The organism is Streptomyces melanogenes, from assembly GCF_014649795.1.
Taxonomy (GTDB): domain Bacteria; phylum Actinomycetota; class Actinomycetes; order Streptomycetales; family Streptomycetaceae; genus Streptomyces; species Streptomyces noboritoensis.
The window spans coordinates 280,512-305,897 of the sequence record NZ_BMTS01000005.1; the positions used below are offsets into that span (position 1 = coordinate 280,512).

The following is a 25,386-nucleotide window of genomic DNA, read 5'->3' on the forward strand; positions in this document are numbered from 1 at the left end:
TACGGGGCCCGTGTTCGAGTCGCCGGTCGGCGCTCACATACCGGCGATCAGTTTCTCCACCCGGTCGTCCACCGAACGGAACGGGTCCTTGCACAGCACGGTGCGCTGCGCCTGGTCGTTGAGCTTGAGGTGGACCCAGTCGACGGTGAAGTCCCGCCGCTGCTCCTGCGCCCGGCGGATGAAGTCGCCGCGCAACCGCGCCCGAGTGGTCTGCGGGGGCACCGACTTGCCCTCGAAGATCTTCAGGTCGTTGCAGATCCGGGCCGCCTGGCCCTTGCGCTCCAGCAGGTAGTACAGCCCCCGCTGGCGGTGGATGTCGTGGTACGCCAGGTCTATCTGGGCGACCCGCGGGTGCGACATGGTCATGTTGTTCTTCGCCCGGTACCGCTCGATCAGCTGGTACTTCATGACCCAGTCGATCTCGGTGCCGATCCGGTCCAGGTCCTCGGCCTCGATCGCGTCGAGCGTGCGGCCCCACAGCTCCAGGACCTGGTCGACGGTGCCGGTGCGGATGCCCCGGCGCTCCACGAAGTCGACGGCCTTCTCGTAGTACTCGCGCTGGACCTCCAGGGCGGAGGCCTCGCGCCCGCTGGCCAGGCGCACCTTGCGCTGGCCCGTGATGTCGTGCGAGACCTCGCGGATGGCCCGGATCGGGTTCTCCAGGGTCAGGTCGCGCATCACCGTGCCCGCCTCGATCATGCGCAGCACCAGGTCGGTGGCGCCGACCTTGAGCAGCATGGTCGTCTCGGACATGTTGGAGTCGCCCACGATCACGTGCAGGCGCCGGTAGCGCTCGGCGTCCGCGTGCGGCTCGTCCCTGGTGTTGATGATCGGGCGCGAGCGGGTCGTCGCGGAGCTGACGCCCTCCCAGATGTGCTCGGCGCGCTGGCTGACGCAGTAGACCGCGCCGCGCGGGGTCTGGAGGACCTTGCCCGCCCCGCACAGGAGCTGACGGGTGACCAGGAACGGGATGAGGATGTCCGCGAGGCGGGAGAACTCGCCGTGCCGGGCGACGAGATAGTTCTCGTGGCACCCGTAGGAGTTTCCCGCGGAATCGGTGTTGTTCTTGAAGAGATAGACGTCGCCCGCGATTCCCTCCTCGTGCAGGCGGCGCTCGGCGTCGACGAGCAGGCCTTCGAGAATGCGCTCGCCCGCCTTGTCGTGGGTGACCAGTTCGGTCACGTTGTCGCATTCGGGAGTTGCGTATTCCGGATGCGAACCCACGTCGAGGTAGAGGCGGGCGCCGTTCCGCAGGAAGACATTGCTGCTGCGGCCCCATGACACAACACGGCGGAAGAGGTAGCGCGCCACTTCGTCAGGTGACAGTCGGCGCTGTCCCCTGAACGTGCACGTGACGCCGTACTCGTTCTCCAGCCCGAAAATGCGGCGGTCCATGACTGAACATTACGCCCGATGCCCTCAGCTGAAACCGGGTTCGGCAGCACGGGTTGGATCATTTTGGTCAACTCCCATGACACTTTCCGTACGCCCGGGAGCTGCGAGGACCCGTCGGGTGGCGAGCAGCACCAGGAGCGCGGCCGCCCCGCCGCCGCCCGCGACGGCGAAGCTCGCCGCGCTGCCGCCGAGTTCGACGGCGGGCCCGGCGACGGCCGTGCCGAGCGCGGTGCCGACCCCGAACGCGGTCACCAGCCAGGAGAAGGCCTCGGTCACGGTGCCGCGCGGGGCGTGCCGGTCGACCACGATGAACGCGCAGGCGATGCACGGCGCGAGGAAGAGCCCGGAGACCACGGCGAGGCCCACCATGGGGACGACACCGGGGACGAGCATCAGCGGCAGGTAGCCGACGGCGAGCAGCGCGACGAGCGAAATCAGCCGTTTTTCGGGAGCTCCGGCCCACTGGCGCGCCCCGTACACCAGACCGCCGAGCAGCGCCCCGAGGCCGTTGGCGGCCATCAGCCAGCCGTAGATCGCGTCCCGCCCGTGGTCGTCGGCGTAGGCCGACGCGGCCACGATGATCGCGCCCAGCGCGAGGCCGACGAAGAAGAAGGCGCTCAGCAGCGCGAGCAGGCCCGTGGAGCGCAGTGCGCCCAGCCAGTGCGCCTCGCGCGGGGCGGAGCGCCAGGCGCGCGAGGGCTCCGAGAGGACCACCGAGAGCGCGCCGAGCACCCCGAGCGCGTTGATCACGACCAGGGCGGTGGCGGGCGACCACAGGGCGATGCCGAGGGTGACCAGGAGCGGGCCGACCGTGAACATCACCTCCTGGGCTATCGCGTCCATCGCGTACGCGGTGTGCACCTGGTCCTGGCGGGTCAGAACGCTGGGCCACAGCGCCCGCAGGCCGCCCTCCAGCGGCGGTGTGCAGAACCCGGCGACGACCATCGCCGCGTACGCCACCGCGACCGGCTCGATGCCGCTGTACGCGAGGACGGCCATGCCCAGGGCGCTGGCCACCGACGCCGGGAGCATCACCCGGGGCTGCCCGTACAGGTCCACGGCCCGGCCGAGCAGCGGCTGACCGGCCGCGGTCGCCAGGCCGTACACCGCGGTGAGCGCGCCCGCCAGCGAGTAGCTGCCGCCCTCCGCGCGGACGAACAGGACCACCGCGATGGCCGCCGTGGCGTTGGGCAGCCGCCCGGTCAGCGTGCCCGCCAGCAGTCGTGCGGCGTGCCGCGTCCGGAGGATCTCCAGATATCCCGCCGCCATGTCGCCCCTCGGTCGCACTAGTTTTACGTATAACGTTCGACGTCATACGTACCATGTCGACAACCCCCGGGTCCACCCCGGAGCAAGGACAGCCAGCCCCCCACACCCCGCCGGAGGACCCCGTGAAGACCCAGCCGACCAGCCGGGACGTCGCCCGCGCGGCCGGGGTCTCCCAGGCCACCGTCTCCCTCGTCCTCGGCGACAAGTGGCGCGGCCGCGTCTCCGAGAAAACGGCCGCCCTGGTCCGCGACACCGCCCGCGAGCTCGGCTACCGGCCCAACCTCGCCGCCCGCAGCCTGCGCCTGGGCCGCACCCGCACCGCGCTGCTCGTCGTCCCCGCCCTCACCAACGAGTTCTTCGCCCGCGTCTACACCGGCGCCGCCCGCGTCGCCGCCGAGCACGGCTTCGGCGTCGTGCTCTACCCCTCCCCCGAGGGCGTCGGCCCCGCCCGCGACCCCTTCGACTCGGCCAGCGCCGCCCTCGACGGCGTCATCGCCTCCTCCATGGCCGCCGACGCCCTCGCCGGGATCCGGGGCACCGACCTGCCGCTGGTGATGCTCGACAGCGACCCCGCCGAGACCGGCCCCGCCGCCCGCGTCAACCTCGACATCGCCGACGGCATACGGCAGGTGACGGAGCATCTGCTCGGCCTCGGCCACCGCAGGTTCGCCCACCTCGCCTCGGCCGTGGACTCCTGGACCTTCCAGGTGCGCGGCCGGGCCGTGGCAGAAGCCCTGCGCCGGGTGCCCGACGCCGAGGTCCTGACCGTGCCCGCCGCGCTCACCGTCGACGCCGCCCGCCGGGCCGCCGAGCACGCCCTCACCCGCCCCGGCCCCCGGCCCACCGCCCTCATCTGCGACGACGACATCCTGGCGGCGGGAGCGTGCAAGGCCGCCCGGCGGCTCGGCCTGCGCATCCCCGACGACGTCTCGGTGGCCGGGTTCGACGACCTCGCCCTCGCCACCGCCCTCGAACCCGAACTCACCACCGTCCAACTGCCCGCCGAGCAGGTGGGCGAGCGCGGTATGGCCGCGCTGCTCGCCGTCCTGGACGGCCGCGAGCCCGAGGCGGGCGACCTGCCCGTCGCCCTGGTCGTGCGCGGCTCCACGGCCCCGCCCGCGGCCTGACCCGGCCCGGAACACGGTCCGTACGCGGAAAGGCCCGTGCCCCGCCGTGAGGAACGGCGGGGCACGGGCCTGTCGCGTGGACTGGGCCGACGTCTACTCGTCGTCGTTGTCCGACGGCACCTCGGTCGGCTCGGCGCTCGCCTCTTCCGTCTGCAGGAGACGGGAGAGCTGACGGCCGACGATCCGCTTGAACTTGCGCTGCTGCGGCCGCGTCCGGTCGAGCACCGCGACCTCCAGACGCTCCGCGGGAATCTCCCGCTCGGCGCCGTTGGTCTGGTTCGACAGGGCCTGCACGGCCAGCTTCAGCGCCTCCGCCAGGGACATGCCGTCCTGGTGGCGCTGGTCGAGGAAGGTGCTGATCTGCTCCGCGTTGCCGCCGACCGCGACCGAGCCGTGCTCGTCCACGATCGAGCCGTCGTGCGGCAGCCGGTAGATCTGGTCCTCCTCCGGCGTCGCCCCGACCTCGGCGACCACCAGCTCCACCTCGTACGGCTTCTCGCCGACGCTGGAGAAGATGGTGCCCAGCGTCTGCGCGTACACGTTCGCCAGGCCGCGGGCCGTGACGTCGTCACGGTCGTAGGTGTATCCCCGCAGGTCCGCATAGCGCACACCGCCGATGCGGAGGTTCTCGTACTCGTTGTACTTGCCGGCGGCCGCGAAGCCGATCCGGTCGTAGATCTCGCTGAACTTGTGCAGCGCGCGGGACGGGTTCTCGCCGACGAAGACGATGCCGTCGGCGTACTGCAGCACGACGAGGCTGCGGCCGCGCGCGATGCCCTTGCGGGCGTACTCGGCGCGGTCGGCCATGGCCTGCTGGGGTGAGACATAGAACGGCGTCGACACCGGCTATCCGTCCCTTTCTGTCAGTGGCGGGGTCATCTCTGCGGCCTCTCCCCGGCCTCAGAGCAGCGCGGCACGCGGGCCGTCGGGCTGTTCCAGACGCCGCTCCAGGATCGAGCGGGCGATCTCGGAGGACTCCGCCTCGGTCAGCCGCCGGAAGCCCTCGTCGCTGATGACGGTGACGATCGGATAGATGCGGCGGGCGACGTCGGGACCGCCGGTCGCCGAGTCGTCGTCCGCCGCGTCGTAGAGCGCCTGGACGACCAGGGTGGTGGCCTGCTGCTCGGTCAGGTCCTCGCGGTACAGCTTCTTCATCGAGCCGCGGGCGAAGATCGAACCGGAGCCGGTGGCCGCGTAGCCGTGCTCCTCGGAGCGGCCGCCGGTGACGTCGTACGAGAAGATGCGGCCCTTCTCGCGGTCCACGTCGTACCCCGCGAAGAGCGGGACCACGGCCAGGCCCTGCATGGCCATGCCGAGGTTGCCGCGGATCATGGTGGAGAGCCGGTTGGCCTTGCCCTCCAGGGAGAGGGTGGCGCCCTCGACCTTCTCGAAGTGCTCCAGCTCCAGTTGGAAGAGCTTGACCATCTCCACGGCGAGGCCCGCGGTACCGGCGATGCCCACCGCCGAGTACTCGTCCGCCGGGAAGACCTTCTCGATGTCGCGCTGGGCGATCATGTTGCCCATCGTCGCCCGCCGGTCACCGGCGAGCACCACGCCGCCGGGGAAGGTGGCCGCCACGATGGTCGTGCCGTGCGGCGCCTCCACGTGCCCCTGCACGGGCGGCAGGACCCGCTTGCCCGGCAGCATCTCGGGCGAGTGCTCGGACAGGAAGTCCATGAACGAGGACGAGCCCGGCGTCAGGAAGGCAGCTGGTAGACGCCCTGTGCCACGAGTGTTGGCTTCCACGAGGTTCCCTCCAGGTAGGCGGCAGCCCGACGAACTGTGTCGGGATCGTCTCCCAACTTGCCGATGGCCGAATCGCAGTTGAAGCACCGTACGCCACGGACCTTACCCGTCTCGTGGCGGTGATCCACATGAACGGCGAGGGCGGAAGGGCGGGTTGGGCACGCCGCGCGCCGCCCCGCCGCAGGGAGCCGTCGCTCCCTCACAGACACCCCCCGCCGTTCACATCCGTGAACTACTGTCCACCCTTCTGAACGAAGGAGCGCACGAAGTCCTCCGCGTTCTCTTCGAGGACATCGTCGATCTCGTCCAGCACCGAGTCGACGTCGTCCGAGAGCTTCTCGTGGCGCTCCTTGAGGTCCTCCGAAGCCTGCGCGTCCTGGGCCTGCTCCTCGACCTCCTCGGTGGAACGCGTGGCCTTCTGCTGTCCGCCGCCGGTGTCCTTGGTCGCCATCTACCTCACCCCGCTCGGTTCGATGTCCTTGATCAGACCCTACAAGCAGGGCCTGACATCGGCCCCGCACTTGGTGGAACGTGCGGGGCCTACCTCTGTGTTTCCCACGCCGCCGACTTTTCAGCCCCGGGTCAGCCGCCCGAGAGCACCCGGACCAGATCCTCGGCCGTCCGGCAGCGGTCGAGCAGCTCCTTCACGTGATTACGCGTTCCGCGAAGCGGTTCCAGGGTTGGCACCCGCTGGAGCGAGTCGCGGCCCGGCAGATCGAAGATCACCGAGTCCCAGGAGGCCGCGGCGACGTCGTCCGCGTACTGCTCGAGGCAGCGGCCGCGGAAGTACGCCCTGGTGTCCTCCGGGGGCTTCGTGCGGGCCTGGGCGACCGCCGGCTCATCCAGCAGCCGCTTCATCTTGCCGCGGGCCGCCAGACGGTTGTAGAGGCCCTTCTCGGCCCGTACGTCGGCGTACTGGAGGTCCACCAGGTGCAGCCGGGCCGCGTCCCAGCCGAGGCCGTCGCGCCGCCGGTAGCCCTCCATGAGCTCCCGCTTGGCGATCCAGTCGAGCTCCCCGGACAGGCTCATCGGGTCGTTCTCCAGCCGGTTGAGCACGTCCTCCCAGCGCCCGAGGACGTCCTTGGTCTGGTCGTCCGCGTCGACGCCGAACCGCTCCTCCACGTACTTGCGCGCGAGCTCGAAGTACTCCATCTGGAGTTGTACGGCGGTGAGGGTGCGGCCGCTGCGCAGGGTGACCAGGTGGCGCAGGTCCGGGTCGTGGGAGACCTGGTGGAGGGTGCGGACGGGCTGGTCGACGGCGAGGTCGACGTTGATGAAACCGTCCTCGATCATGGAGAGGACGAGGGCCGTCATACCGAGCTTGAGGTACGTGGAGATCTCGGAGAGGTTGGCGTCGCCGATGATGACGTGCAGCCGCCGGTACTTCTCCGCGTCCGCGTGCGGCTCGTCGCGCGTGTTGATGATGGGGCGCTTGAGGGTGGTCTCCAGACCGACCTCGACCTCGAAGTAGTCGGCGCGCTGGCTGATCTGGAAGCCGTGCTCGTGGCCGTCCTGGCCGATGCCGACGCGGCCCGCTCCCGTGATGACCTGGCGGGAGACGAAGAACGGGGTGAGGTGGCGCACGATGTCGCTGAACGAGGTCTCCCGCTTCATCAGGTAGTTCTCGTGCGTGCCGTAGGAGGCGCCCTTGTTGTCGGTGTTGTTCTTGTAGAGGTGGATGGGCTGGGCGCCGGGGAGCTGCGCCGCGCGCTCGGCCGCCTCGGCCATGATGCGCTCGCCCGCCTTGTCCCAGAGCACCGCGTCGCGCGGGTTGGTGACCTCGGGCGAGCTGTACTCGGGGTGGGCGTGGTCGACGTAGAGCCGCGCCCCGTTGGTGAGGATGACGTTGGCGAGGCCGATGTCCTCGTCGGTGAGCTGGCTGGAGTCGGCGGCCTCGCGGGCGAGGTCGAAGCCGCGGGCGTCCCGCAGCGGGTTCTCCTCCTCGAAGTCCCAGCGGGCGCGGCGCGCCCGGTGCATCGCCGCGGCGTACGCGTTGACGATCTGGGACGAGGTGAGCATGGCATTGGCATTGGGGTGGCCGGGGACGGAGATGCCGTACTCCGTCTCGATGCCCATTACTCGCCGTACGGTCATGCGGCCCTCCTTGCCCGGCGGCGCTCCCCTCCGGGAGCGGCGCTCAAGTACCGCTGTTTCTCCGGTGCGTGTGCGGTGCCCGTCCCCGCACTGCGCGACTCGGCGGTACGGAAGAGCCTAGAACGCCTTTGCGCTGGTGGGGAGATCAATTCCGTCATTGCTCTTGGTCTGTCTGTGGCCTGTTTTTGGCCGGAAAAGCAGTCGGCTGCGGATGCCCCGGCCGGGCACCCGCAGCCGCCCTGTGTGCTACAGGTACTGACCGGTGTTGGCCACGGTGTCGATGGAGCGTCCGGTGTCCGCGCCCTGCTTTCCGGTGACGAGGGTACGGATGAACACGATCCGTTCGCCCTTCTTTCCGGAGATGCGGGCCCAGTCGTCGGGGTTGGTGGTGTTGGGCAGGTCCTCGTTCTCCTTGAACTCGTCCACGCAGGCCTGGAGGAGGTGGGAGACGCGGATGCCCTTCTGGTTGTGGTCGAGGAAGGCCTTGATGGCCATCTTCTTGGCCCGGTCCACGATGTTCTGGATCATGGCGCCGGAGTTGAAGTCCTTGAAGTACAGGACTTCCTTGTCGCCGTTGGCGTACGTGACTTCCAGGAAGCGGTTCTCCTCGGATTCCGCGTACATCTGCTCGACGACGGACTGGATCATCGCGTGTGCCGCGGCGTCCTTGGAACCGCTGTGTTCGGACAGGTCGTCCGCGTGCAGCGGCAGGGACGCCGTGAGGTACTTGGCGAAGATGTCCTTGGCCGCCTCGGCGTCGGGCCGCTCGATCTTGATCTTCACGTCCAGGCGCCCGGGGCGCAGGATGGCCGGGTCGATCATGTCCTCGCGGTTGGAGGCGCCGATGACGATGACGTTCTCCAGGCCTTCCACGCCGTCGATCTCGGCGAGCAGCTGGGGGACGATGGTGTTCTCCACGTCCGAGCTGACGCCGGATCCGCGGGTGCGGAAGAGGGACTCCATCTCGTCGAAGAAGACGATGACGGGAGTGCCCTCGCTGGCCTTCTCACGGGCTCGCTGGAAGACGAGGCGGATGTGCCGCTCGGTCTCTCCCACGTACTTGTTGAGGAGTTCGGGGCCCTTGATGTTGAGGAAGTAGCTCTTCCCCGCGGGCTGACCGGTGACCTCGGCGACCTTCTTGGCGAGCGAGTTGGCGACGGCCTTGGCGATGAGCGTCTTGCCGCAGCCGGGCGGGCCGTAGAGCAGGATGCCCTTGGGCGGCCGCAGTTCGTGCTCCTTGAAGAGGTCCGGGTAGAGGTACGGGAGCTCGACCGCGTCGCGGATCATCTCGATCTGGCCGCCGAGTCCGCCGATCTTGTCGTAGTCGACGTCCGGGACCTCTTCGAGGACCAGTTCCTCGACCTCGCTCTTGGGGACCACTTCGTACACGTAGCCGGAGCGGGGCTCGAGCAGCAGGGCGTCGCCGGGGCGGATGGTGATGTCCAGGAGCGGCTCGGCGAGCCTCACCACCCTTTCCTCGTCGGTGTGCCCGACCACCAGGGCGCGCTCGCCGTCCTCCAGGATCTCCTTGAGGGTGACGATGTCCCCGGCGCGCTCGAACTCCATGGCCTCGACCACGTTGAGCGCTTCGTTGAGCATGACTTCCTGGCCGCGCCGGAGCTCGTCGAGCTCGACGCTGGGGCTGACGTTCACCCGGAGCTTGCGGCCCCCGGTGAAGATGTCGGCGGTGCCGTCCTCGTTGGACTGCAGGAAGACACCGAAGCCGGCCGGCGGCTGTGCGAGCCGGTCGACCTCCTCCTTGAGGGCCACGATCTGGTCCCGGGCCTCGCGGAGCGTATTGGCGAGCCGCTCGTTCTGCGCGGACACGCCCGCCAGGTTGGTCTGCAGCTCGACGATCCGCTCTTCGAGAATCCTCGTATGACGCGGAGAGTCGGCGAGCTTGCGTCGCAGGACGGCGATTTCCTGCTCTAGATAGGCAACCTGGCCGGCTGGGTCCTCAGACCCCCGCCCGGGCCGGATGCCGCGGTTGATGTCGTCGTCGTGGGCTGCCACGGTCCTCACCTCCTCCAAGGGGAGCTGGACGCTTCCTGACCCTACCTGGGCGGGTGGTGATTGAAACCCCTAGATCACAAAGACTCCGGGGTGTGTCCGATCTTCACCCTTGCGCTCTCCCTCACGCCAGGGGAATACCCACCCATCAACATCGGAAAGCGGGCGGTTGTATCGTCGAGTCGGTCAACACCCGTCAGGACTGGTACCGATTGCTCGGCCACCCTGGCTGGTAGGGCACCCCGTACGAACACAGCACCGCGCACGAACGGCAGGCGACATGAACGACGCTCTTGAAGTCTGGATCGACCAGGAGCTCTGCACCGGCGACGGCATCTGTGTCCAGTACGCGCCCGAGGTCTTCGAGCTGGACATCGACGGTCTGGCCTATGTGAAGAGCGCCGAGGACGAGCTGCTGCAGTCGCCGGGCGCCGTGACGCCCGTCCCGCTGCCGCTGCTCCAGGACGTCGTCGACTCGGTGAAGGACTGCCCGGGCGACTGCATTCACGTACGACGGGTTTCGGACAGCGTCGAGGTCTACGGACCGGACGCCGACTGAGACGGTAAGTGACGAAGTCCGTACGCTGGGTGACGGATCACATACCCAGCGCCTGGGCCCGGGTGCTCCGGACGAACTTCCCGCCCTGCCAGCGCCACTTGGTGTCGCGCTCCTCGTCGGGGCAGCAGCGCGGCACGTCCGGTGAGGAGTAGCCGAGCAGGGTGGCCGTGACGGCTCCCTCGCGGACCGCGAGGTTCGAGACGCCGAGCCTCTCCCTCGGGTCGGCCAGCGTCGCCACCAGGCGCGGCGGGGCGCCCTTCACGGCGGGCCGGGTCAGCACGTAGATCCCGCTCGGCGGGGTGCCCGAGCCGGCCCGGCAGTGGACGACGGCCACGGTCTCGGGGCTGCCGTCGCCGTCGAGGTCGCCCTCGGCGCGGGCCGCGACCTCGGTGCCCACCGTGCCGCACTGGAGCGGGTACGTGACGGCCGCCGCGTCGGGGGCCGGGGCCGCCGCCACGACCGCCCCCGGGGCGCCTTGGGAGGCCTTGGCGGTGTCGGGCTGCAGCCAGCCGGCCAGCGCCACGACACCGGCCATCGCGGCGGCCGTGGCCAGCCAGTGCACCGGGCGGGCGTGGGTGTGCGCGAGCTCGGGGACGGCGGCGGTCTGCACGCGGGAGGTCTCCTGTGAGGGGCGGTGCGGGTGGTGGGAGTGGCCAGCATCGTGCCACACGTCACAGTCGGGCGGAACAGCGGGGTCCGGACGTTGTGCGCCCCCTTGGCGCCCCCGTGCCCCAAGACGTCCGCCGGTATCCGCCCGTACCTCCAACGGAAAAGCGCCGCCGCCGAGTTCCCGGGGATGTCCGGGAACTCGGCGGCGGCGCCGGTGCGTTGAGCTGACGGGCTCGTCAGTCCTTGTTGGGGCCCTCGTAGTCGTCGCCGTACGCGCCCTTGGCGGGGCGGCGGCGGCGCAGCGGGGGCTCGACGCCGTCCGCGAGGCGGCGGGCGGTGACGAGAAAGCCGGTGTGGCCGATCATCCGGTGGTCGGGGCGGACGGCGAGGCCCTCCACGTGCCAGTTGCGGATCATCGACTCCCACGGCTGCGGCTCGGCGAAGCAGCCGATCTCGCGGATCGCCTCGACGGTGCGCGAGAGCTGGGTGGTGGTGGCCACGTAGCAGCAGAGGATGCCGCCGGGCACCAGCGCCTTGGAGACGGCGTCCAGGCACTCCCAGGGGGCGAGCATGTCGAGGATGACGCGGTCGACGTCGGTGTCCGACAGGTTGTCCTGGAGGTCGCCGACGGTGAGCTGCCAGGCGGGGTGCGGCTCGCCGAAGTAGCGCTCCACGTTCTGCTGGGCGATCTCGGCGAAGTCCGCGCGGCGCTCGTAGGAGTGCAGCATGCCGTGGTCGCCGATGGCGCGCAGCAGGAAGGCGCTGAGCGAGCCGGAGCCCACGCCCGCCTCGACGACGCGCGCGCCGGCGAAGATGTCGGCGAAGGCCAGGATCTGCCCCGCGTCCTTGGGGTAGACCACGGCGGCGCCGCGGGGCATGGACAGGACGTAGTCGGGGAGCAGCGGGCGCAGCGCGAGGTACGCGACGTTCCCGGTGGTACGGACAACACTGCCCTCGGGAGCGCCGATCAGCTCGTCGTGCGGGAAGGAACCCTTGTGGGTGTGGAAGTTCTTCCCGGCTTCGAGCGTGAACGTGTAGTGGCGTCCCTTGGGGTCGGTGAGCTGGACCTGGTCCCCGACCTTGAAGGGCCCGCGACGGCGGGCGGCACCGGTCGGTTCGGACATACGAACAGGGTACCGGCCCTGTTGACCCCGGAACGCCACGGCCTGCGCGCTTGGGGCCCCGGACGGGGCTACGCGGTGGGCCGGGCCATCGCCGCCACGAAGGCCTTCTCGACGTCGGCCGCCGAGAGCACTCCGTAGATCTCGCCGGTCTCCTCGACCACCAGGTACTCGGTGGCGGGGGTGGCCCGGAGCTTGTCCAGGAGCGGCTCGCCGGCCAGCTCGGCCGGGACGCGCATGCCGTCGGTGAGGTCCTGGGCGAGCCCGCTGACCGCGACCCACGGGCGGCGGTGCTCCGGCACGCCGACGATGGCGGCCTCCCGGACCAGGCCGGTCGGGTCGCCGTGGCCGTCGACGACGACCAGGGCGCGCGCCCCGGCCTCGTTGGCCCGGCGCAGCGCCTCGGAGAGCGGGGTGGCCGACTCGACGGGGACGGCCCGGCGGGTGAGGTTGCGGGCGCGCAGCTCCGGCAGGTGCTCGCGCAGCCGGGCCATCCGCAGGCTGTTGCCCGCGCCGGTCCAGATGATCGCGGCGAGGATCGCGGCGAGCAGCGCGTCGGTGACGGTGTCCATGCCGTCGACCTCTTCGGGCGCGTTGCCGAGCGCCCCGGTCTGCGTGAGCAGCGGGAGGCCGATGAGGACGGTGACGGCGAGGGCGCGGCCGACCCAGGCGGCGGCGACGGTGCCGCTCATGGGCCTGCCGGTGATCTTCCACACCACGGCGCGGAGCATCCGGCCGCCGTCCAGCGGCAGCCCGGGCAGCAGGTTGAAGCCCGCCACGATCAGGTTGGAGATCATCAGCCCGGCGAGCAGGACGCCGGGGACGGTGCCGGGCTCGACGGCCTGCATCCCGACGTAGAACAGCCCGGACAGGACCAGCGAGAGCAGCGGGCCGACGAAGGCGAGCACGAACTCGCGGCCCGGGGTCTCGGTCTCCTTCTCGATCTCGGAGACCCCGCCGAAGAACTGGAGCTGGATGCGGCGCACGGGGAGCTTGAAGCGCAGCGCGGCGACCGTGTGGGCCAGCTCGTGGACCAGCACCGAGGCGTAGAAGGCGACCGCGAAGAAGAGCGAGACGAGGTAGCGGGCGGCCCCGAGCTCGGGCAGCACGCGGTCGAGCTGGCCGCCGAAGACCCAGGTGATCAGGGCGGCGACCAGGAACCAGCTGGGTGCGACGTAGACCGGCACGCCGAACGGGCGCCCCATGAGGATTCCGCCGCCCGGCTCACGTCCACGGGGCGACTTTCCGTTGTCGGGCGCGGCGCCGGGATCTTCGTCCCCCGCGCCGGACTGCGGCCTTTTGCTGTCGCCGCTCTCGTCCACGGTGTCCCTTCGTCGGTGCTTCTGTCTCGATCATGCAGTGTGAGGGGGCTCGTCGTCGATGGTATTCCGCTCGCTGTCAGTGGCGGGTCGTAGGGTCTGTGTCATGGATACGAGCACCGGAGGGGCCGCGGCGGCCCAGCGCCCCGTGTCGTTGTCGCCGTCGCGGGCGAACGACTTCATGCAGTGCCCCTTGCTGTACCGGTTCCGGGTGATCGACAAGCTCCCCGAGAAGCCGAGCGAGGCGGCGACGCGCGGCACGCTGGTGCACGCGGTCCTGGAGCGCCTCTTCGACGACCCGGCGGCGGAGCGGACCGCGCCGCGCGCGAAGGCGATGATTCCCGGCCAGTGGGACCGGCTGTTCGCATCGAAGCCGGAGCTCACCGAGCTGTTCGCCGAGGACGCCGACGGGGAGCGGCTGGCCAAGTGGCTGGGCGAGGCCGAGCGGCTGGTGGAGCGGTGGTTCTCGCTGGAGGACCCGACGCGTCTTGAGCCGGTGGAGCGGGAGTTCTTCGTCGAGACGGAGCTGGAGTCGGGGCTGCGGCTGCGCGGAGTGATCGACCGGGTCGACGTGGCACCGACCGGCGAGGTCCGGATCGTCGACTACAAGACGGGCAAGGCCCCGCGTCCGGAGTACGCGGAGGGCGCCCTGTTCCAGATGAAGTTCTACGCGCTGGTGGTGTGGCGGCTGAAGAACGTGCTGCCCCGCCGCCTCCAGCTGGTGTACCTGGGCAGCGGCGACGTGCTGACGTACGACCCGGTGGAGGCGGACCTGCACCAGGTGGAGCGGAAGCTGCACGCCCTGTGGGAGGCGATCCGGCTGGCCACCGAGACGGGCGACTGGCGGCCGCGGCCGACCAAGCTGTGCGGCTGGTGCGACCACCAGGCGGTCTGTCCGGAATTCGGTGGGACTCCCCCGGTCTATCCGTTGCAGGTGCTCCCAGCCGGGGTGACGCAGGATGAGCAGGGCAGAATGGACCCGGTCCAGCAATCCTGATGAGGAGTTCCCGTGGCTATCCGCGTCCTACTGGTCGACGACCAGCCGCTGCTGCGCACCGGTTTCCGGATGATCCTGGAGGCCGAGCAGGACATCGCGGTGGTGGGCGAGGCCGGCGACGGTCTCCAGGCCCTCGACCAGGTGCGGGCGCTCCAGCCCGATGTGGTGCTCATGGACATCCGGATGCCCCGGATGGACGGTGTGGAGGCGACCCGGCAGATCAGCGGCCCGGGCAAGGACGGCCCGGCGAAGGTCCTGGTGCTGACCACGTTCGACCTCGACGAGTACGTGGTGGAGGCGCTCAAGGCGGGGGCCAGCGGCTTCCTGCTGAAGGACGCGCCCGCCAATGAGCTGGTCCAGGCGATCCGGGTGGTCGCGGCGGGCGAGGCGATGCTCGCCCCGTCCATCACCCGCCGTCTGCTCGACAAGTACGCAGACCATCTGCCCTCGGGCGAGGAGCCGGTCCCGGACACCCTGCACACGCTCACCGACCGCGAGGTCGAGGTCCTGAAGCTGGTGGCGCGCGGCCTCTCCAACGCGGAGATCGCCGCGGACCTGTTCGTCAGCGAGACGACGGTGAAGACGCACGTCGGCCATGTGCTGACGAAGCTGGGGCTGCGCGACCGCGTCCAGGCGGCGGTGTACGCGTACGAGAGCGGACTCGTCCGGCCGGGAGCGCAGTAAGCGCGGAAAAGGGTGGTGCCGGGGCCGAGCCCCGGCACCACCCTTTTCCGCAAGGGCCGCGCCCCCGCTAGTTCTTGCTGATCTCCCAGAACCGGAAGACCGTCGACGGGTCGAGGGTCCACTCGAGGCCCACCACGCCCTCGCGGGCGACCGCGTACTGCTTGCCCTGCCACAGCGGCAGGATCGGCAGGTCGTTGGCGACGATGTCCTGGAGGCGGGAGAACTCGGCCTCGGTGGCCGCGCGGTCCTCCGTGGCGGCCGTCGACGGGATGATCTCGCCCGTGATCGTCTTGTTGTCGTAGTGGTTGGACAGCACGTTGTCCTTGCCGAAGAACGGCGAGGTGAAGTTGTCGGGATCCGGGTAGTCGGGGATCCAGCCCTTCACGTACACGCCGTACTTGCCGGCCTCGACGTCCTTCTCGTACTGCTTGAACTCGACGGACTTCACCTCGGCCTCGAACAGCCCGCTCGCGTTGAGCTGCTTGGCGATGGCCTTCATCTCGTCGTCGGTGCCCGGCCCGTAGCGGATCGGCGTGGACCACAGGGTGAGCTTCACCTTGCCGGTGAGGCCGGCCTTGTGCAAGACCTGCTTGGCCTTCGCGGGCTGCGGGCTGCCGCCGTACATGTCGAACAGCGAGGTGCTGTGCGCGGTGATGCCGGACGGGACGATCGAGTACAGCGGCGTCGCGGTCGACTTGTAGACGTCGCGCACCAGCGCCTCGCGGTCCACGAGGTAGGCGATGGCCTTGCGGACGGCGGGCTTGCCGGCGACCGGGTCGTTCATGTTGAAGACCAGGTGCTGGACCTCCGCGCCGGTGCCCTCGACGACCTTGATGCCCTTCTTGTCCGCCACGCTGGCGGCCTGCAGGTCGGCGATGTCCTTGGCGGTGAGACCGCGGTAGGCGAGGTCGACGTCGCCGTTCTTCAGCGCGTCCGCCAGGTCCTTCTGGCGGCCGTGGAACAGCTTCATGGTCATGCCGGAGTTCTTGACCTTGGCCGTGCCCTTGTAGCTGGAGTTGACCGAGAAGCTCGCCTGCTTGTCGCCGAACGAGTCGAGCTTGTAGACGCCCGAGCCGACCGCCTTGTCGTCGGTGCGCAGCTTGTCGGCCGGGTACACCTCATGGTCGACGATCGAGCCGGCACCGGAGGCGATCTTGTTGGGGAAGGTGGCGTCCGGCACCTTGAGGTGGAAGACGACCGTCTGCGCGTCCGGGGTGTCGATCTTGCCCAGGGTGGAGAGCAGCGGCGCGGGCCCGTTGGCGTCGTTGATCTTCAGCACCCGCTGGAACGAGAACTTGACGTCCTCGGAGGTCAGCGCGTGGCCGTTGCTGAACTTCAGACCGGAGCGCAGGGTGCAGCGGAAGACCTGGGAGCCGCCCTTGTCGAACGAGCAGCGCTCGGCCGCCTCGGGCTGCGGGGTGGTGCTTCCCTTGGGGAAGCTGAGCAGCGACTGGAAGACGTTGTTGAACAGCAGCCAGGAGCCCGGGTCGTAGCCGGAGGCCGGGTCGGTGGCCAGGATGTCGTCCGACATCCCCATGACCACGGACTCGCCGTTACCGGACGAGGATCCGTCCTCCGAGCCGCAGCCGCTGAGGAGACCGGCCGCCAGTCCCGCGGCGAGCGGGGCCGTCAGCCATCGGTTCCGTATCTTCACGTGCAAGTGCCTCACAGTCGTTGCTCGGCCGCGGGCCCGGGGGGTGTCCCGGGCCGCGCCGCCTCACTGAAATTGCTTGCCGGCACGTGGTGAACGCGGCCGGGTCCTGCGTTACTTCACGCCGCGGCCCAGCTCCCAGAGCTGGAGGTCGGCCGAGGAGTTGAGCGCCCACTCGGTGCCCGTGATCTCGCTGCGAGCGGCGACGTACTGCTTGCCCTGCCACAGCGGGAGTACGGGGACGTCGTTGGCGACGATGTCCTGGATCTTCTCGAACGGCTTGGAGGCCTGGTTGCGGTCGGCCGCCACCCGCGATTCGGGGATCAGGGTGTTGCGCACCTCGACGTTGGAGTACGGCGAGTTGAGGAAGTTGTCGCGGCCGAGGAAGGGCGCGACGTAGTTGTCCGGGTCCGGGAAGTCGGGGAACCAGCCGAGACCGTAGACGGCGTACTCGCCGGCCTTCTGGGCCGGGCGGTACTTGGGCCAGTCGGTCGCCTTGAGCGTGGTGGCGAACAGACCGGTGGAGTTCAGCTGGTCCCGCAGGATCGAGAACTCCTTGGCGGTACCCGGGCCGTAGTGGTCGCCCGTGTAGTTCAGCGTCAGCTTGACCGGGGTGGAGACACCGGCGGCGCGCAGGATGCCCGCGGCCTTCTGCTTGCTCGGCTCGCCGTACTTGTTGAAGAACGAGTTGGTGTGCCCGGCGATCGAGGTCGGGATGAGCGAGTAGAGCGGCTCGGCGGTCGCCCCGTACACCTTGGAGGCCAGTGCGCCGCGGTCGACGACGGCGGCCATCGCCTGGCGGACGGCCTTGTTCTTCACCGACGGGTCGTTGGTGTTGAAGCCCAGGTAGCGGATTTCCAGGCCGGGCATCTCGACCAGGTTCACGTTCTTGGGCGGGGTGACCGAGTACTTCTGGATCTGCTCCGGCGACATGGAGCGGGTCATCATGTCGATCTTGCCGGACTCCAGCTCGGCGCCCATCGAGTCGGCGTCGGCGAACGAGCGCAGCTCGACCTTGCTGTTGTTGACCTTCAAGTCCCCCTTGTAGTTGGGGTTCTTGCTGAAGACGGCCTTGACGACCTTGTCGCCGCTGTACTCGGCCTTGAGGGTGTACGGGCCGGAGCCGTCCACCTCGAAGCCGCCGCGCAGCTTCTTCGCCGGGTACTTGTCCTTCTGCACGATCGCGGCGGCGGGCGTCGCGAGCTTGTACGGGAAGGTGGCGTCCGGGGTCTTCAGATGGAAGACGATCTCGTCGTCGCCCTTGGTCTCCATCGTGTCGATGTTCTCCAGGAGGGCGATCGGGCCGTTGCCGTCCTTGATGTTCAGGACGCGCTGGATCGAGTAGTGGACGTCGGCGGCGGTCAGCTTGGAGCCGTCGGCGAACTTCAGGCCGCTGCGCAGCTTGCAGCGGTAGCTCTCGTTCTCCTTGTCGGTGAACGAGCAACTGGAGGCCGCGTCCGGGACGGGCACGCCGCCGCCGCGCGGGACGTGGACCAGCATCTGCACGGTCTGGCGCAGCACGTTCCAGGCGCCGGTGTCGTACGCGTAGGCCGGGTCGAAGGGAGCGGGTGCGTCCTTGGTGACCACGAACTGGTCCGTGGTGCCCACGACGATGGCCTTGCCGCCGTCACCCCCACTTCCTGCCCCGCCACACGCGGCGAGTACGGGGGCGAGCAGGCCCACTACGGCCGGCAGCACCAAAGTCTTGCGGTTCATCCTGGACGTTCTCCCTATGTGTCCGGCACTGGGGTACAGCGATGTACGCGTCACTCCGCCGCGGCCGCCCGGTCGGGGCGGGGAGGCGATCGGGCCGGTACGTACGATCGGACCTGCGCGCCCGGCGGCTTGGTGGGTGCCGGGGCAGTTGAGGGTGCGGCGAAGTTCTCGCGACGAGATTAGTGGGCGGGCCGGGAAAGCCCGTACTGGGCCTGCTCCATTCACACGCCACGCAGTGGCCGGAAATAGCGGCCCGCCGATATCGAGGCGACGGAATCTTTCGTACAGGAGATCACCAAACAGGACACAAGGGCACCTCCGGAGTGCCCGAAGGTGCCCTGGACGCGGTTCCCTGATGGCAGATCAGGTGACGAACGTCACCCACTTGACACGCATTGACCCGTCGTGAATTCAACCGTTGTGATGTTGTCGTGACGCCCTTGCAAGGTCACGGAAAATGCACGGCCGGATGCGATGAGTTTGCGCCGCATTCAGGGGGCACGCTGTGTGAACGGATCAGTTCATCCGCGTGATCAGGGTGCGCAGAAAAGCCAGGTCGACCTGTTCGAGCGAATCGACGACGACCCGGCCCGAGGCGGGCTCGATGGGCGCGACGGACGGCACCGCCACCACCCGGCAGCCGGCCGCCTCGGCGGCCGCCACACCGGTCGCGGTGTCCTCGACGACCGCGCATCTGGTGGGGTCCGCGCCGAGCCCGGCGGCGGCGAACAGATACGGCTCGGGGTGCGGCTTGGTGCGCCCGACCTCGTCCCCGGCGACGGTGAGCGCGAAGTGGCGCGGGCCGAGCGAGTGCAGGATCCGGTCGATGATGCGCCGGTGCGAGGCCGAGACCAGGGCGGTCGGCACCGAGTGCTCGGCGAGCTCGCCGAGCAGCCGGGCGGCTCCCGGCATCAGCGGGACCCCGCGGCTGATGCGCGCCTCGAAGCGGTCGTTGAGCAGCACGGTCAGCTCGGGGACGGTGATGTCGGCGCCGGTGGCCTCGATGAGGAACCCGGCGCTGCGGGTCATGGGCCCGCCCACCACGACGTCACGCCAGCTCTCCTGGAGCGGATGGCCGAGCGCGGCGAAGACCTCCACCTCGGCGTCCCACCAGAAGCCCTCGGTGTCGACGAGCGTGCCGTCCATGTCCAGGAAGACGGCCTGGAGCGCCGAGCCGTCGGCCGTACGCGTTTCGGGCGCGGGAACCGTGGTGGTCATCCGGGCACACCTCCTGGAGGGACGAGAAGGCCGGTTCCCAGGGTGGGAACCGGCCTGCACTGGACCGACAAGTGTACGTCCCGGCGGTCGGAAACGCTCGGGATAATCCTGGCGGCGACCAGCGCCTGCCCGTGGCGCCTACCGTGCGTTGAAGTACTTCGCCTCGGGGTGGTGGATCACGATCGCGTCCGTGGACTGCTCCGGGTGGAGCTGGAACTCCTCGGAGAGGTGCACGCCGATCCGCTCGGGCTGCAACAGCTCGGCGATCTTGGCGCGGTCCTCCAGGTCGGGGCAGGCCCCGTAACCCAGCGAGAAGCGCGCGCCGCGGTACTTGAGCGCGAACATGTCCTCCACCTCGGACGGGTCCTCGCCCGCGAAGCCGAGCTCACTGCGCACGCGCGCGTGCCAGTACTCGGCCAGCGCCTCCGCCAACTGGACGGACAGGCCGTGCAGTTCGAGGTAGTCGCGGTAGGAGTTCGCCTCGAACAGCTCGGCCGTGGCCTCGCCGATCTTCGAGCCGACCGTGACCACCTGGAGCCCGACCACGTCGGTCTCGCCGGACTCCTCCGGGCGGAAGAAGTCCGCCAGGCACAGCCGGCGGCCGCGGCGCTGGCGCGGGAAGGTGAAGCGGGTGCGCTCCGAGCCGTCCTCGTTCAGGATGATCAGGTCGTCGCCCTTGGAGACGCACGGGAAGTAGCCGTGGACGACGGCCGCCTCCAGCAGGTTCCTGGTGTGCAGCTGCTCCAGCCAGCCGCGCAGCCGCGGCCGGCCCTCGGTCTCCACCAGCTCCTCGTAGCTCGGCCCGTCGCCTGCCCGGTTCTGCTTGAGGCCCCACTGGCCCTTGAAGAGCGCGCCCTCGTCGAGCCAGGACGCGTACTCCTTGAGGCCGATGCCCTTGATCACCCGGGTGCCCCAGAACGGCGGCTCGGGGATGCGGTTGTCGACGGCCACGTCCGAGCGGACCGAGCCCTCGGGCTCCTCCGCCTCGGCCACGGCCGTCGCGCGCTTGGGCACCCGGCGCTGCTTGAGCTCGGGCAGGGTCGCGCCGGGCACGCCGCGCTTCACCGCGACCAGGGCGTCCATCAGGCGCAGGCCCTCGAACGCGTCGCGGGCGTAGCGGACTTCGCCCTCGTAGATCTCGTGCAGGTCCTGCTCGACGTACGCGCGCGTGAGGGCCGCGCCGCCGAGGATCACCGGGTAGTCGGCGGCCATCTTGCGCTGGTTGAGCTCCTCCAGGTTCTCCTTCATGATCACGGTCGACTTGACCAGGAGGCCGGACATGCCGATGACGTCCGCCCGGTGCTCCTCGGCGGCCTCCAGGATCGCGGAGACGGGCTGCTTGATGCCGAGGTTGACGACGTTGTAGCCGTTGTTGGAGAGGATGATGTCGACGAGGTTCTTGCCGATGTCGTGGACGTCGCCGCGCACGGTGGCCAGCACGATGGTGCCCTTGCCCTCCGCGTCGGACTTCTCCATGTGCGGCTCCAGATGGGCCACGGCCGTCTTCATGACCTCGGCGGACTGGAGGACGAACGGCAGCTGCATCTGGCCGGAGCCGAAGAGCTCGCCGACGACCTTCATGCCCTCCAGGAGGGTGTCGTTGACGATGTCGAGGGCGGGACGGGTGAGCAGCGCCTCGTCGAGGTCGGCGTCCAGGCCGTTCTTCTCGCCGTCGATGATCCGGCGCTGGAGGCGCTCGTCCAGCGGCAGCGCGAGGAGCTCCTCGGCCTTGCCCGCCTTCATGGACTTGGTGCTGACGCCCTCGAAGAGCTCCATGAGCCGCTGGAGCGGGTCGTACGCCGGTTCGTCCCCCTGCTGGGGGCGTCGGCGGTCGTAGATCAGGTCGAGCGCGACCTTGACCTGCTCCTCCTCCAGGCGCGCGATCGGCAGGATCTTGGAGGCGTGCACGATGGCGGAGTCGAGACCCGCCTTGACGCACTCGTCCAGGAACACGGAGTTCAGCACGACACGGGCGGCCGGGTTGAGGCCGAAGGAGATGTTGGACAGGCCCAGCGTGGTCTGCACGTCCGGGCGGCGGCGCTTGAGCTCGCGGATCGCCTCGATGGTGGCGATGCCGTCCTTGCGGGACTCCTCCTGGCCGGTGCAGATGGTGAAGGTCAGCGCGTCGATGAGGATGTCGGACTCGCGCACGCCCCAGTTGCCGGTGAGGTCGTCGATGAGCCGCTCGGCGATGGCGACCTTGTTCTCGACGGTACGGGCCTGGCCCTCCTCGTCGATGGTCAGCGCGATCAGCGCCGCGCCGTGCTCCACGGCCAGCTCGGTGACCTTGGCGAACCGCGACTCGGGCCCGTCGCCGTCCTCGTAGTTGACGGAGTTGATGACCGCGCGCCCGCCGAGCTTCTCCAGACCGGCCTGGAGGACGTTGACCTCGGTGGAGTCGAGGACGATCGGCAGGGTGGAGGCGGTGGCGAAGCGGCCGGCCAGCTCCTCCATGTCGGCGACGCCGTCGCGGCCCACGTAGTCGACGCAGAGGTCGAGCATGTGGGCGCCCTCGCGGATCTGGTCCCGGGCCATCTCCACGCAGTCGTCCCAGCGGCCCTCCAGCATGGCCTCGCGGAACTTCTTGGACCCGTTGGCGTTGGTGCGCTCGCCGATCGCCATGTACGAGGTGTCCTGGCGGAACGGCACGCTCTGGTAGAGCGAGGCGGCGCCGGGCTCGGGGCGCGGGTGGCGCTCGGTGGGGGCCAGGCCCCGGACCCGCTCGACGACCTGGCGCAGGTGCTCGGGCGTGGTGCCGCAGCAGCCGCCGACCAGCGAGAGGCCGTACTCACGGACGAACGTCTCCTGGGCGTCGGCGAGTTCCGGCGCGGAGAGCGGGTAGTGCGCGCCGTCCTTGCCGAGGACGGGCAGTCCGGCGTTGGGCATGCAGGACAGCGGCACCCGGGAGTTGCGGGCGAGGTAGCGCAGGTGCTCGCTCATCTCGGCCGGGCCCGTCGCGCAGTTGAGGCCGATCATGTCGATGCCCAGCGGCTCCAGGGCGGTGAGCGCGGCGCCGATCTCGGAGCCCAGCAGCATGGTGCCGGTGGTCTCGACGGTGACCGAGCAGATGATCGGGACCCGGTAGCCCGCCGCGTCGAGGGCGCGCTGGGCGCCGAGGATGGCGGCCTTGGTCTGGAGCAGGTCCTGGGTGGTCTCCACCAGGAGCGCGTCGGCGCCGCCCGCGAGCATGCCCTCGGCGTTGCGCTGATAGGCGTCGCGCAGCGTGGTGTACGGGGCGTGGCCGAGGGTGGGCAGCTTGGTGCCGGGGCCCATGGAGCCGAGCACCCAGCGCTGCTGCCCGGTCGAGGCGGTGAACTCGTCGGCCACCTCGCGGGCGATCCGGGCGCCCGCCTCGGACAGCTCGTAGACGCGCTCGGGGATGTCGTACTCACCGAGGGCGGAGAAGTTCGCGCCGAAGGTGTTGGTCTCGACGCAGTCGACGCCGACCGCGAAGTACTCCTGGTGCACCGAGCGCACGATGTCGGGCCGGGTGATGTTGAGGATCTCGTTGCAGCCCTCGAGGTCCTGGAAGTCCTCCAGGGTGGGGTCCTGGGCCTGGAGCATGGTGCCCATGGCTCCGTCGGCCACCACCACACGGGTGGCGAGTGCTTCGCGGAGCGCGTCGGCGCGGGTCCGGCTGTCAGCGGAAGGGGTAGGCAACGAGGCCATGGATGTGCTCCCTGGAGTGCGACGGCTGTCGGCTTTGCGGCGCCCTCGGGGAGGCCGCACCCGGTCAGGGTAACCGGGTGCGGGCCGGGTGGGCACAGGTGTCCCACGGGGCGGACTGCGCGGGGGGCCGCCCGGGTGACCGCCGGATGGCCGCGGTGCGGCTTTCATCTGAACTGGCCGGATGGCGGCGGGGGCCGTCCATCACGGTGACATGAGGTCGACAACGGCCGATACTGTTCAGCATTGTCGAACTCAACGTTCCGAAGTGGGAGGAAGCGCGATGGCGCGGAACATCCAGTCGCTCGAACGGGCGGCCGCCATGCTGCGGCTACTCGCGGGCGGCGAGCGGCGGCTCGGCCTGTCCGAGGTGGCCTCCGCGCTCGGCCTGGCCAAGGGCACCGCGCACGGCATCCTGCGCACCCTCCAGGCGGAGGGGTTCGTCGAGCAGGACCCGGCGTCCGGCCGCTACCAGCTCGGCGCGGAGCTGCTGCGCCTGGGCAACAGCTATCTGGACGTCCACGAGCTGCGGGCCCGCGCCCTCGTATGGACGGACGACCTGGCGCGCTCCAGCGGCGAGAGCGTGTACGTGGGCGTCCTGCACCAGCAGGGCGTGCTGATCATGCACCACGTCTTCCGGCCCGACGACAGCCGCCAAGTGCTGGAGGTCGGGGCGATGCAGCCGCTGCACTCCACCGCGCTCGGCAAGGTGCTGTCCGCGTTCGACCCGGTGGCGCACACCGAGGCGGTGGATGGCGAGCGCACCGCGTTCACGCCCCGCACGGTGACCACCGCCGCGGGCTTCGAGGAGCTGCTCGACCTCGCGCGGGCGCGCGGCTGGGCCAGCGACATGGAGGAGACCTGGGACGGGGTGGCCTCGGTGGCCGCGCCCATCTTCGACCGGCGCCGGATGCCGGTGGGCGCGGTGGGGGTGACCGGGGCCGTGGAGCGCGTGTGCAAGGACGGCGAGGTCCGCTCCGAGCTGGTGGCGGCGGTGCGCGACTGCGCCCGCTCGGTCTCGCGCGATCTGGGCGCCGGCCGCTTCTGACCGGTCGCGGGCCCGTTCGCGGCCCGCCCGTCGTCCCGTCACACAGCCCCTGCACGGGCCTGACCAGCCACTTCCGCGCCCGCTCTGATCGTTTCTGATCCTGGCCGGAAGTTTTCGATCAATGTGGCCGGAACATACCTGCTGGTAACGATCGGGATACCGGCCACAGAACCCTTGACGTCGACTTAACCCCGGAGCAACACTGCCGTTCATCGGTCGGCATTGTCGAACACCTAACGGCAATACGAGTTAGAGTGTGACAACGCCAAGGGCCGCCAAGCCCTCGATGTGAGGGCGCGGACCACCGGAGGGACCCGGGGTTCGCCTTCCCCTGGACGAAGGACAAAGGAGTCGCGGGTGTCCAGCTCCGACATCTTCACCGGCGAGATCATCGGTACCGCCGTTCTCATCCTGCTCGGCGGTGGCGTGTGCGCCGCCGTCACGCTGAAGAGCTCCAAGGCACGCAACGCGGGCTGGCTCGCCATCACCTTCGGGTGGGGCTTCGCGGTGCTCACCGGCGCTTACATCTCCGCCCCGCTCTCGGGTGCGCACCTCAATCCGGCGGTGACGCTCGGCCTCGCCATCGAGGGCGGCACCGAGTGGAGCGACGTGCCCACCTACCTGGCGGGGCAGCTGCTCGGCGCGATGATCGGCGCCACGCTGGTCTGGCTGGCCTACTACGGGCAGTTCCAGGCGCACCTGACCGATCCGGAGATCGTCGGCGATCCTGCCGACAAGCCGGTCGAGGGTCCGCACAACGGCGCGGCCAACGCGGGCCCGGTGCTCGGGATCTTCTCGACCGGCCCCGAGATCCGCAACGCCATACAGAACCTCACCACCGAGATCATCGGTACGGCCGTGCTGGTCCTCGCGATCCTGACGCAGGGCCTGAACGGCGACGGCAAGGGCCTCGGCGTCATCGGCGTGCTGATCACCTCCCTGGTCGTGGTCGGCCTCGGCCTCTCGCTCGGCGGCCCCACGGGCTACGCCATCAACCCGTTCCGCGACCTGGGTCCGCGCATCGTGCACTCGCTGCTGCCGCTGCCCAACAAGGGCGGTTCGGACTGGGCCTACGCCTGGGTGCCGGTCGTCGGCCCGCTGGCCGGGGCCGCCCTCGCGGGCGGCCTGTACAACCTCGCCTTCGCCTGAGCCGTTGA

Annotated in this window: 21 protein-coding genes; 6 read left to right on the plus strand and 15 right to left on the minus strand. The window is 69.8% G+C overall.

Features of this window, described 5'->3' with window-relative positions:
* Positions 1-33 precede the first annotated feature (33 nt).
* Entirely contained in the window at positions 34-1,395 is a 1,362-nt protein-coding gene (pafA, locus tag IE252_RS13700) for a Pup--protein ligase (RefSeq protein ID WP_101387501.1), read from the minus strand.
* A 24-nt stretch (positions 1,396-1,419) separates the two neighbouring features.
* Positions 1,420-2,664, minus strand: coding sequence for an MFS transporter (locus tag IE252_RS13705; protein WP_190089642.1), 1,245 nt, complete (start codon positions 2,662-2,664; stop codon positions 1,420-1,422).
* Between the two features lie 122 nt (positions 2,665-2,786).
* On the opposite strand from IE252_RS13705, the gene IE252_RS13710 reads away from it, so the two are divergent.
* Entirely contained in the window at positions 2,787-3,791 is a 1,005-nt protein-coding gene (locus tag IE252_RS13710) for a LacI family DNA-binding transcriptional regulator (protein ID WP_229848323.1), read from the plus strand.
* A gap of 93 nt (positions 3,792-3,884) precedes the next feature.
* Here IE252_RS13710 and prcA read toward each other — a convergent pair whose 3' ends face one another.
* From prcA to arc, 6 genes are all read right to left on the minus strand, one after another.
* Entirely contained in the window at positions 3,885-4,634 is a 750-nt protein-coding gene (prcA, locus tag IE252_RS13715) for a proteasome subunit alpha (RefSeq protein ID WP_067156020.1), read from the minus strand.
* Between the two features lie 57 nt (positions 4,635-4,691).
* Complete coding sequence (gene prcB, locus IE252_RS13720; protein ID WP_190089644.1) at positions 4,692-5,537, minus strand: proteasome subunit beta; 846 nt, start codon at positions 5,535-5,537, stop codon at positions 4,692-4,694.
* Positions 5,489-5,746 carry an endonuclease domain-containing protein gene (locus IE252_RS13725; protein ID WP_373298548.1) on the minus strand — a complete coding sequence of 86 codons (258 nt, stop codon included), beginning with the start codon at positions 5,744-5,746 and terminating at the stop codon, positions 5,489-5,491. The genes prcB and IE252_RS13725 overlap by 49 nt, the downstream gene beginning before the upstream one ends.
* Positions 5,747-5,769: 23 nt before the next feature.
* On the minus strand, positions 5,770-5,988 hold the full coding sequence (locus IE252_RS13730) for a ubiquitin-like protein Pup (protein ID WP_030608326.1): 219 nt from the start codon (positions 5,986-5,988) through the stop codon (positions 5,770-5,772).
* Between the two features lie 131 nt (positions 5,989-6,119).
* The gene (gene dop / locus IE252_RS13735; protein WP_373298549.1) at positions 6,120-7,631 is read right to left on the minus strand and encodes a depupylase/deamidase Dop; all 1,512 of its coding nucleotides are present in this window, start codon (positions 7,629-7,631) and stop codon (positions 6,120-6,122) included.
* Positions 7,632-7,877: 246 nt separating this feature from the next.
* Complete coding sequence (gene arc, locus IE252_RS13740; RefSeq protein WP_190089645.1) at positions 7,878-9,644, minus strand: proteasome ATPase; 1,767 nt, start codon at positions 9,642-9,644, stop codon at positions 7,878-7,880.
* A gap of 277 nt (positions 9,645-9,921) precedes the next feature.
* On the opposite strand from arc, the gene IE252_RS13745 reads away from it, so the two are divergent.
* On the plus strand, positions 9,922-10,200 hold the full coding sequence (locus IE252_RS13745; RefSeq protein WP_101387507.1) for a ferredoxin: 279 nt from the start codon (positions 9,922-9,924) through the stop codon (positions 10,198-10,200).
* A gap of 37 nt (positions 10,201-10,237) precedes the next feature.
* On the opposite strand, the gene IE252_RS13750 is transcribed toward IE252_RS13745, so the two are convergent.
* The 3 genes from IE252_RS13750 to IE252_RS13760 form a co-directional block, all read right to left on the minus strand.
* Positions 10,238-10,810 (minus strand): hypothetical protein, encoded by a 573-nt coding sequence (locus IE252_RS13750; protein WP_190089646.1) that lies wholly within the window; start codon positions 10,808-10,810, stop codon positions 10,238-10,240.
* 235 nt (positions 10,811-11,045) lie between these two features.
* A complete protein-coding gene (locus IE252_RS13755) occupies positions 11,046-11,933 on the minus strand; it encodes a tRNA (adenine-N1)-methyltransferase (RefSeq protein ID WP_067156039.1) in 888 nt (295 codons plus the stop codon).
* Positions 11,934-12,001: 68 nt separating this feature from the next.
* Positions 12,002-13,252: a site-2 protease family protein gene (locus IE252_RS13760; RefSeq protein ID WP_190089647.1), complete on the minus strand. Its 1,251-nt coding sequence runs from the start codon at positions 13,250-13,252 to the stop codon at positions 12,002-12,004.
* 103 nt (positions 13,253-13,355) lie between these two features.
* Here IE252_RS13760 and IE252_RS13765 point away from each other — a divergent pair, with 103 nt between their 5' ends.
* Together IE252_RS13765 and IE252_RS13770 are read left to right on the plus strand one after the other, a co-directional pair.
* Positions 13,356-14,246 carry a RecB family exonuclease gene (locus IE252_RS13765; protein ID WP_229848325.1) on the plus strand — a complete coding sequence of 297 codons (891 nt, stop codon included), beginning with the start codon at positions 13,356-13,358 and terminating at the stop codon, positions 14,244-14,246.
* 12 nt (positions 14,247-14,258) lie between these two features.
* Positions 14,259-14,930, plus strand: a complete 672-nt coding sequence (locus IE252_RS13770) for a response regulator (RefSeq protein ID WP_053723497.1) — start codon at positions 14,259-14,261, stop codon at positions 14,928-14,930.
* 67 nt (positions 14,931-14,997) lie between these two features.
* Here the strand turns inward: IE252_RS13770 and IE252_RS13775 are convergent, their stop codons facing one another.
* From IE252_RS13775 to metH, 4 genes are all read right to left on the minus strand, one after another.
* On the minus strand, positions 14,998-16,584 hold the full coding sequence (locus IE252_RS13775) for an ABC transporter substrate-binding protein (protein WP_190089649.1): 1,587 nt from the start codon (positions 16,582-16,584) through the stop codon (positions 14,998-15,000).
* A 111-nt stretch (positions 16,585-16,695) separates the two neighbouring features.
* Entirely contained in the window at positions 16,696-18,297 is a 1,602-nt protein-coding gene (locus IE252_RS13780; protein ID WP_190089650.1) for an ABC transporter substrate-binding protein, read from the minus strand.
* Between the two features lie 516 nt (positions 18,298-18,813).
* Entirely contained in the window at positions 18,814-19,515 is a 702-nt protein-coding gene (locus tag IE252_RS13785) for an HAD family hydrolase (protein ID WP_190089651.1), read from the minus strand.
* A 138-nt stretch (positions 19,516-19,653) separates the two neighbouring features.
* On the minus strand, positions 19,654-23,184 hold the full coding sequence (gene metH / locus IE252_RS13790) for a methionine synthase (RefSeq protein ID WP_190089652.1): 3,531 nt from the start codon (positions 23,182-23,184) through the stop codon (positions 19,654-19,656).
* Positions 23,185-23,464: 280 nt separating this feature from the next.
* Here metH and IE252_RS13795 point away from each other — a divergent pair, with 280 nt between their 5' ends.
* Both IE252_RS13795 and IE252_RS13800 read left to right on the plus strand, forming a co-directional pair.
* On the plus strand, positions 23,465-24,229 hold the full coding sequence (locus IE252_RS13795) for an IclR family transcriptional regulator (protein WP_101387514.1): 765 nt from the start codon (positions 23,465-23,467) through the stop codon (positions 24,227-24,229).
* A gap of 357 nt (positions 24,230-24,586) precedes the next feature.
* Positions 24,587-25,378 carry an MIP/aquaporin family protein gene (locus IE252_RS13800; RefSeq protein ID WP_190089653.1) on the plus strand — a complete coding sequence of 264 codons (792 nt, stop codon included), beginning with the start codon at positions 24,587-24,589 and terminating at the stop codon, positions 25,376-25,378.
* Positions 25,379-25,386: the final 8 nt, after the last annotated feature.

Bases quoted from the DNA above. Each gene is read 5' to 3' on its own strand.
- IE252_RS13705 (WP_190089642.1), bottom strand. From the start codon at position 2,664: ATGGCGGCGGGATATCTGGAGATCCTCCGGACGCGGCACGCCGCACGA.
- IE252_RS13780 (WP_190089650.1), bottom strand. From the start codon at position 18,297: ATGAACCGCAAGACTTTGGTGCTGCCGGCCGTAGTGGGCCTGCTCGCC.
- IE252_RS13730 (WP_030608326.1), bottom strand. From the start codon at position 5,988: ATGGCGACCAAGGACACCGGCGGCGGACAGCAGAAGGCCACGCGTTCC.
- pafA (WP_101387501.1), bottom strand. From the start codon at position 1,395: ATGGACCGCCGCATTTTCGGGCTGGAGAACGAGTACGGCGTCACGTGC.
- IE252_RS13795 (WP_101387514.1), top strand. From the start codon at position 23,465: ATGGCGCGGAACATCCAGTCGCTCGAACGGGCGGCCGCCATGCTGCGG.
- metH (WP_190089652.1), bottom strand. From the start codon at position 23,184: ATGGCCTCGTTGCCTACCCCTTCCGCTGACAGCCGGACCCGCGCCGAC.
- dop (WP_373298549.1), bottom strand. From the start codon at position 7,631: ATGACCGTACGGCGAGTAATGGGCATCGAGACGGAGTACGGCATCTCC.
- IE252_RS13785 (WP_190089651.1), bottom strand. From the start codon at position 19,515: ATGACCACCACGGTTCCCGCGCCCGAAACGCGTACGGCCGACGGCTCG.
- IE252_RS13755 (WP_067156039.1), bottom strand. From the start codon at position 11,933: ATGTCCGAACCGACCGGTGCCGCCCGCCGTCGCGGGCCCTTCAAGGTC.
- IE252_RS13765 (WP_229848325.1), top strand. From the start codon at position 13,356: ATGGATACGAGCACCGGAGGGGCCGCGGCGGCCCAGCGCCCCGTGTCG.
- IE252_RS13745 (WP_101387507.1), top strand. From the start codon at position 9,922: ATGAACGACGCTCTTGAAGTCTGGATCGACCAGGAGCTCTGCACCGGC.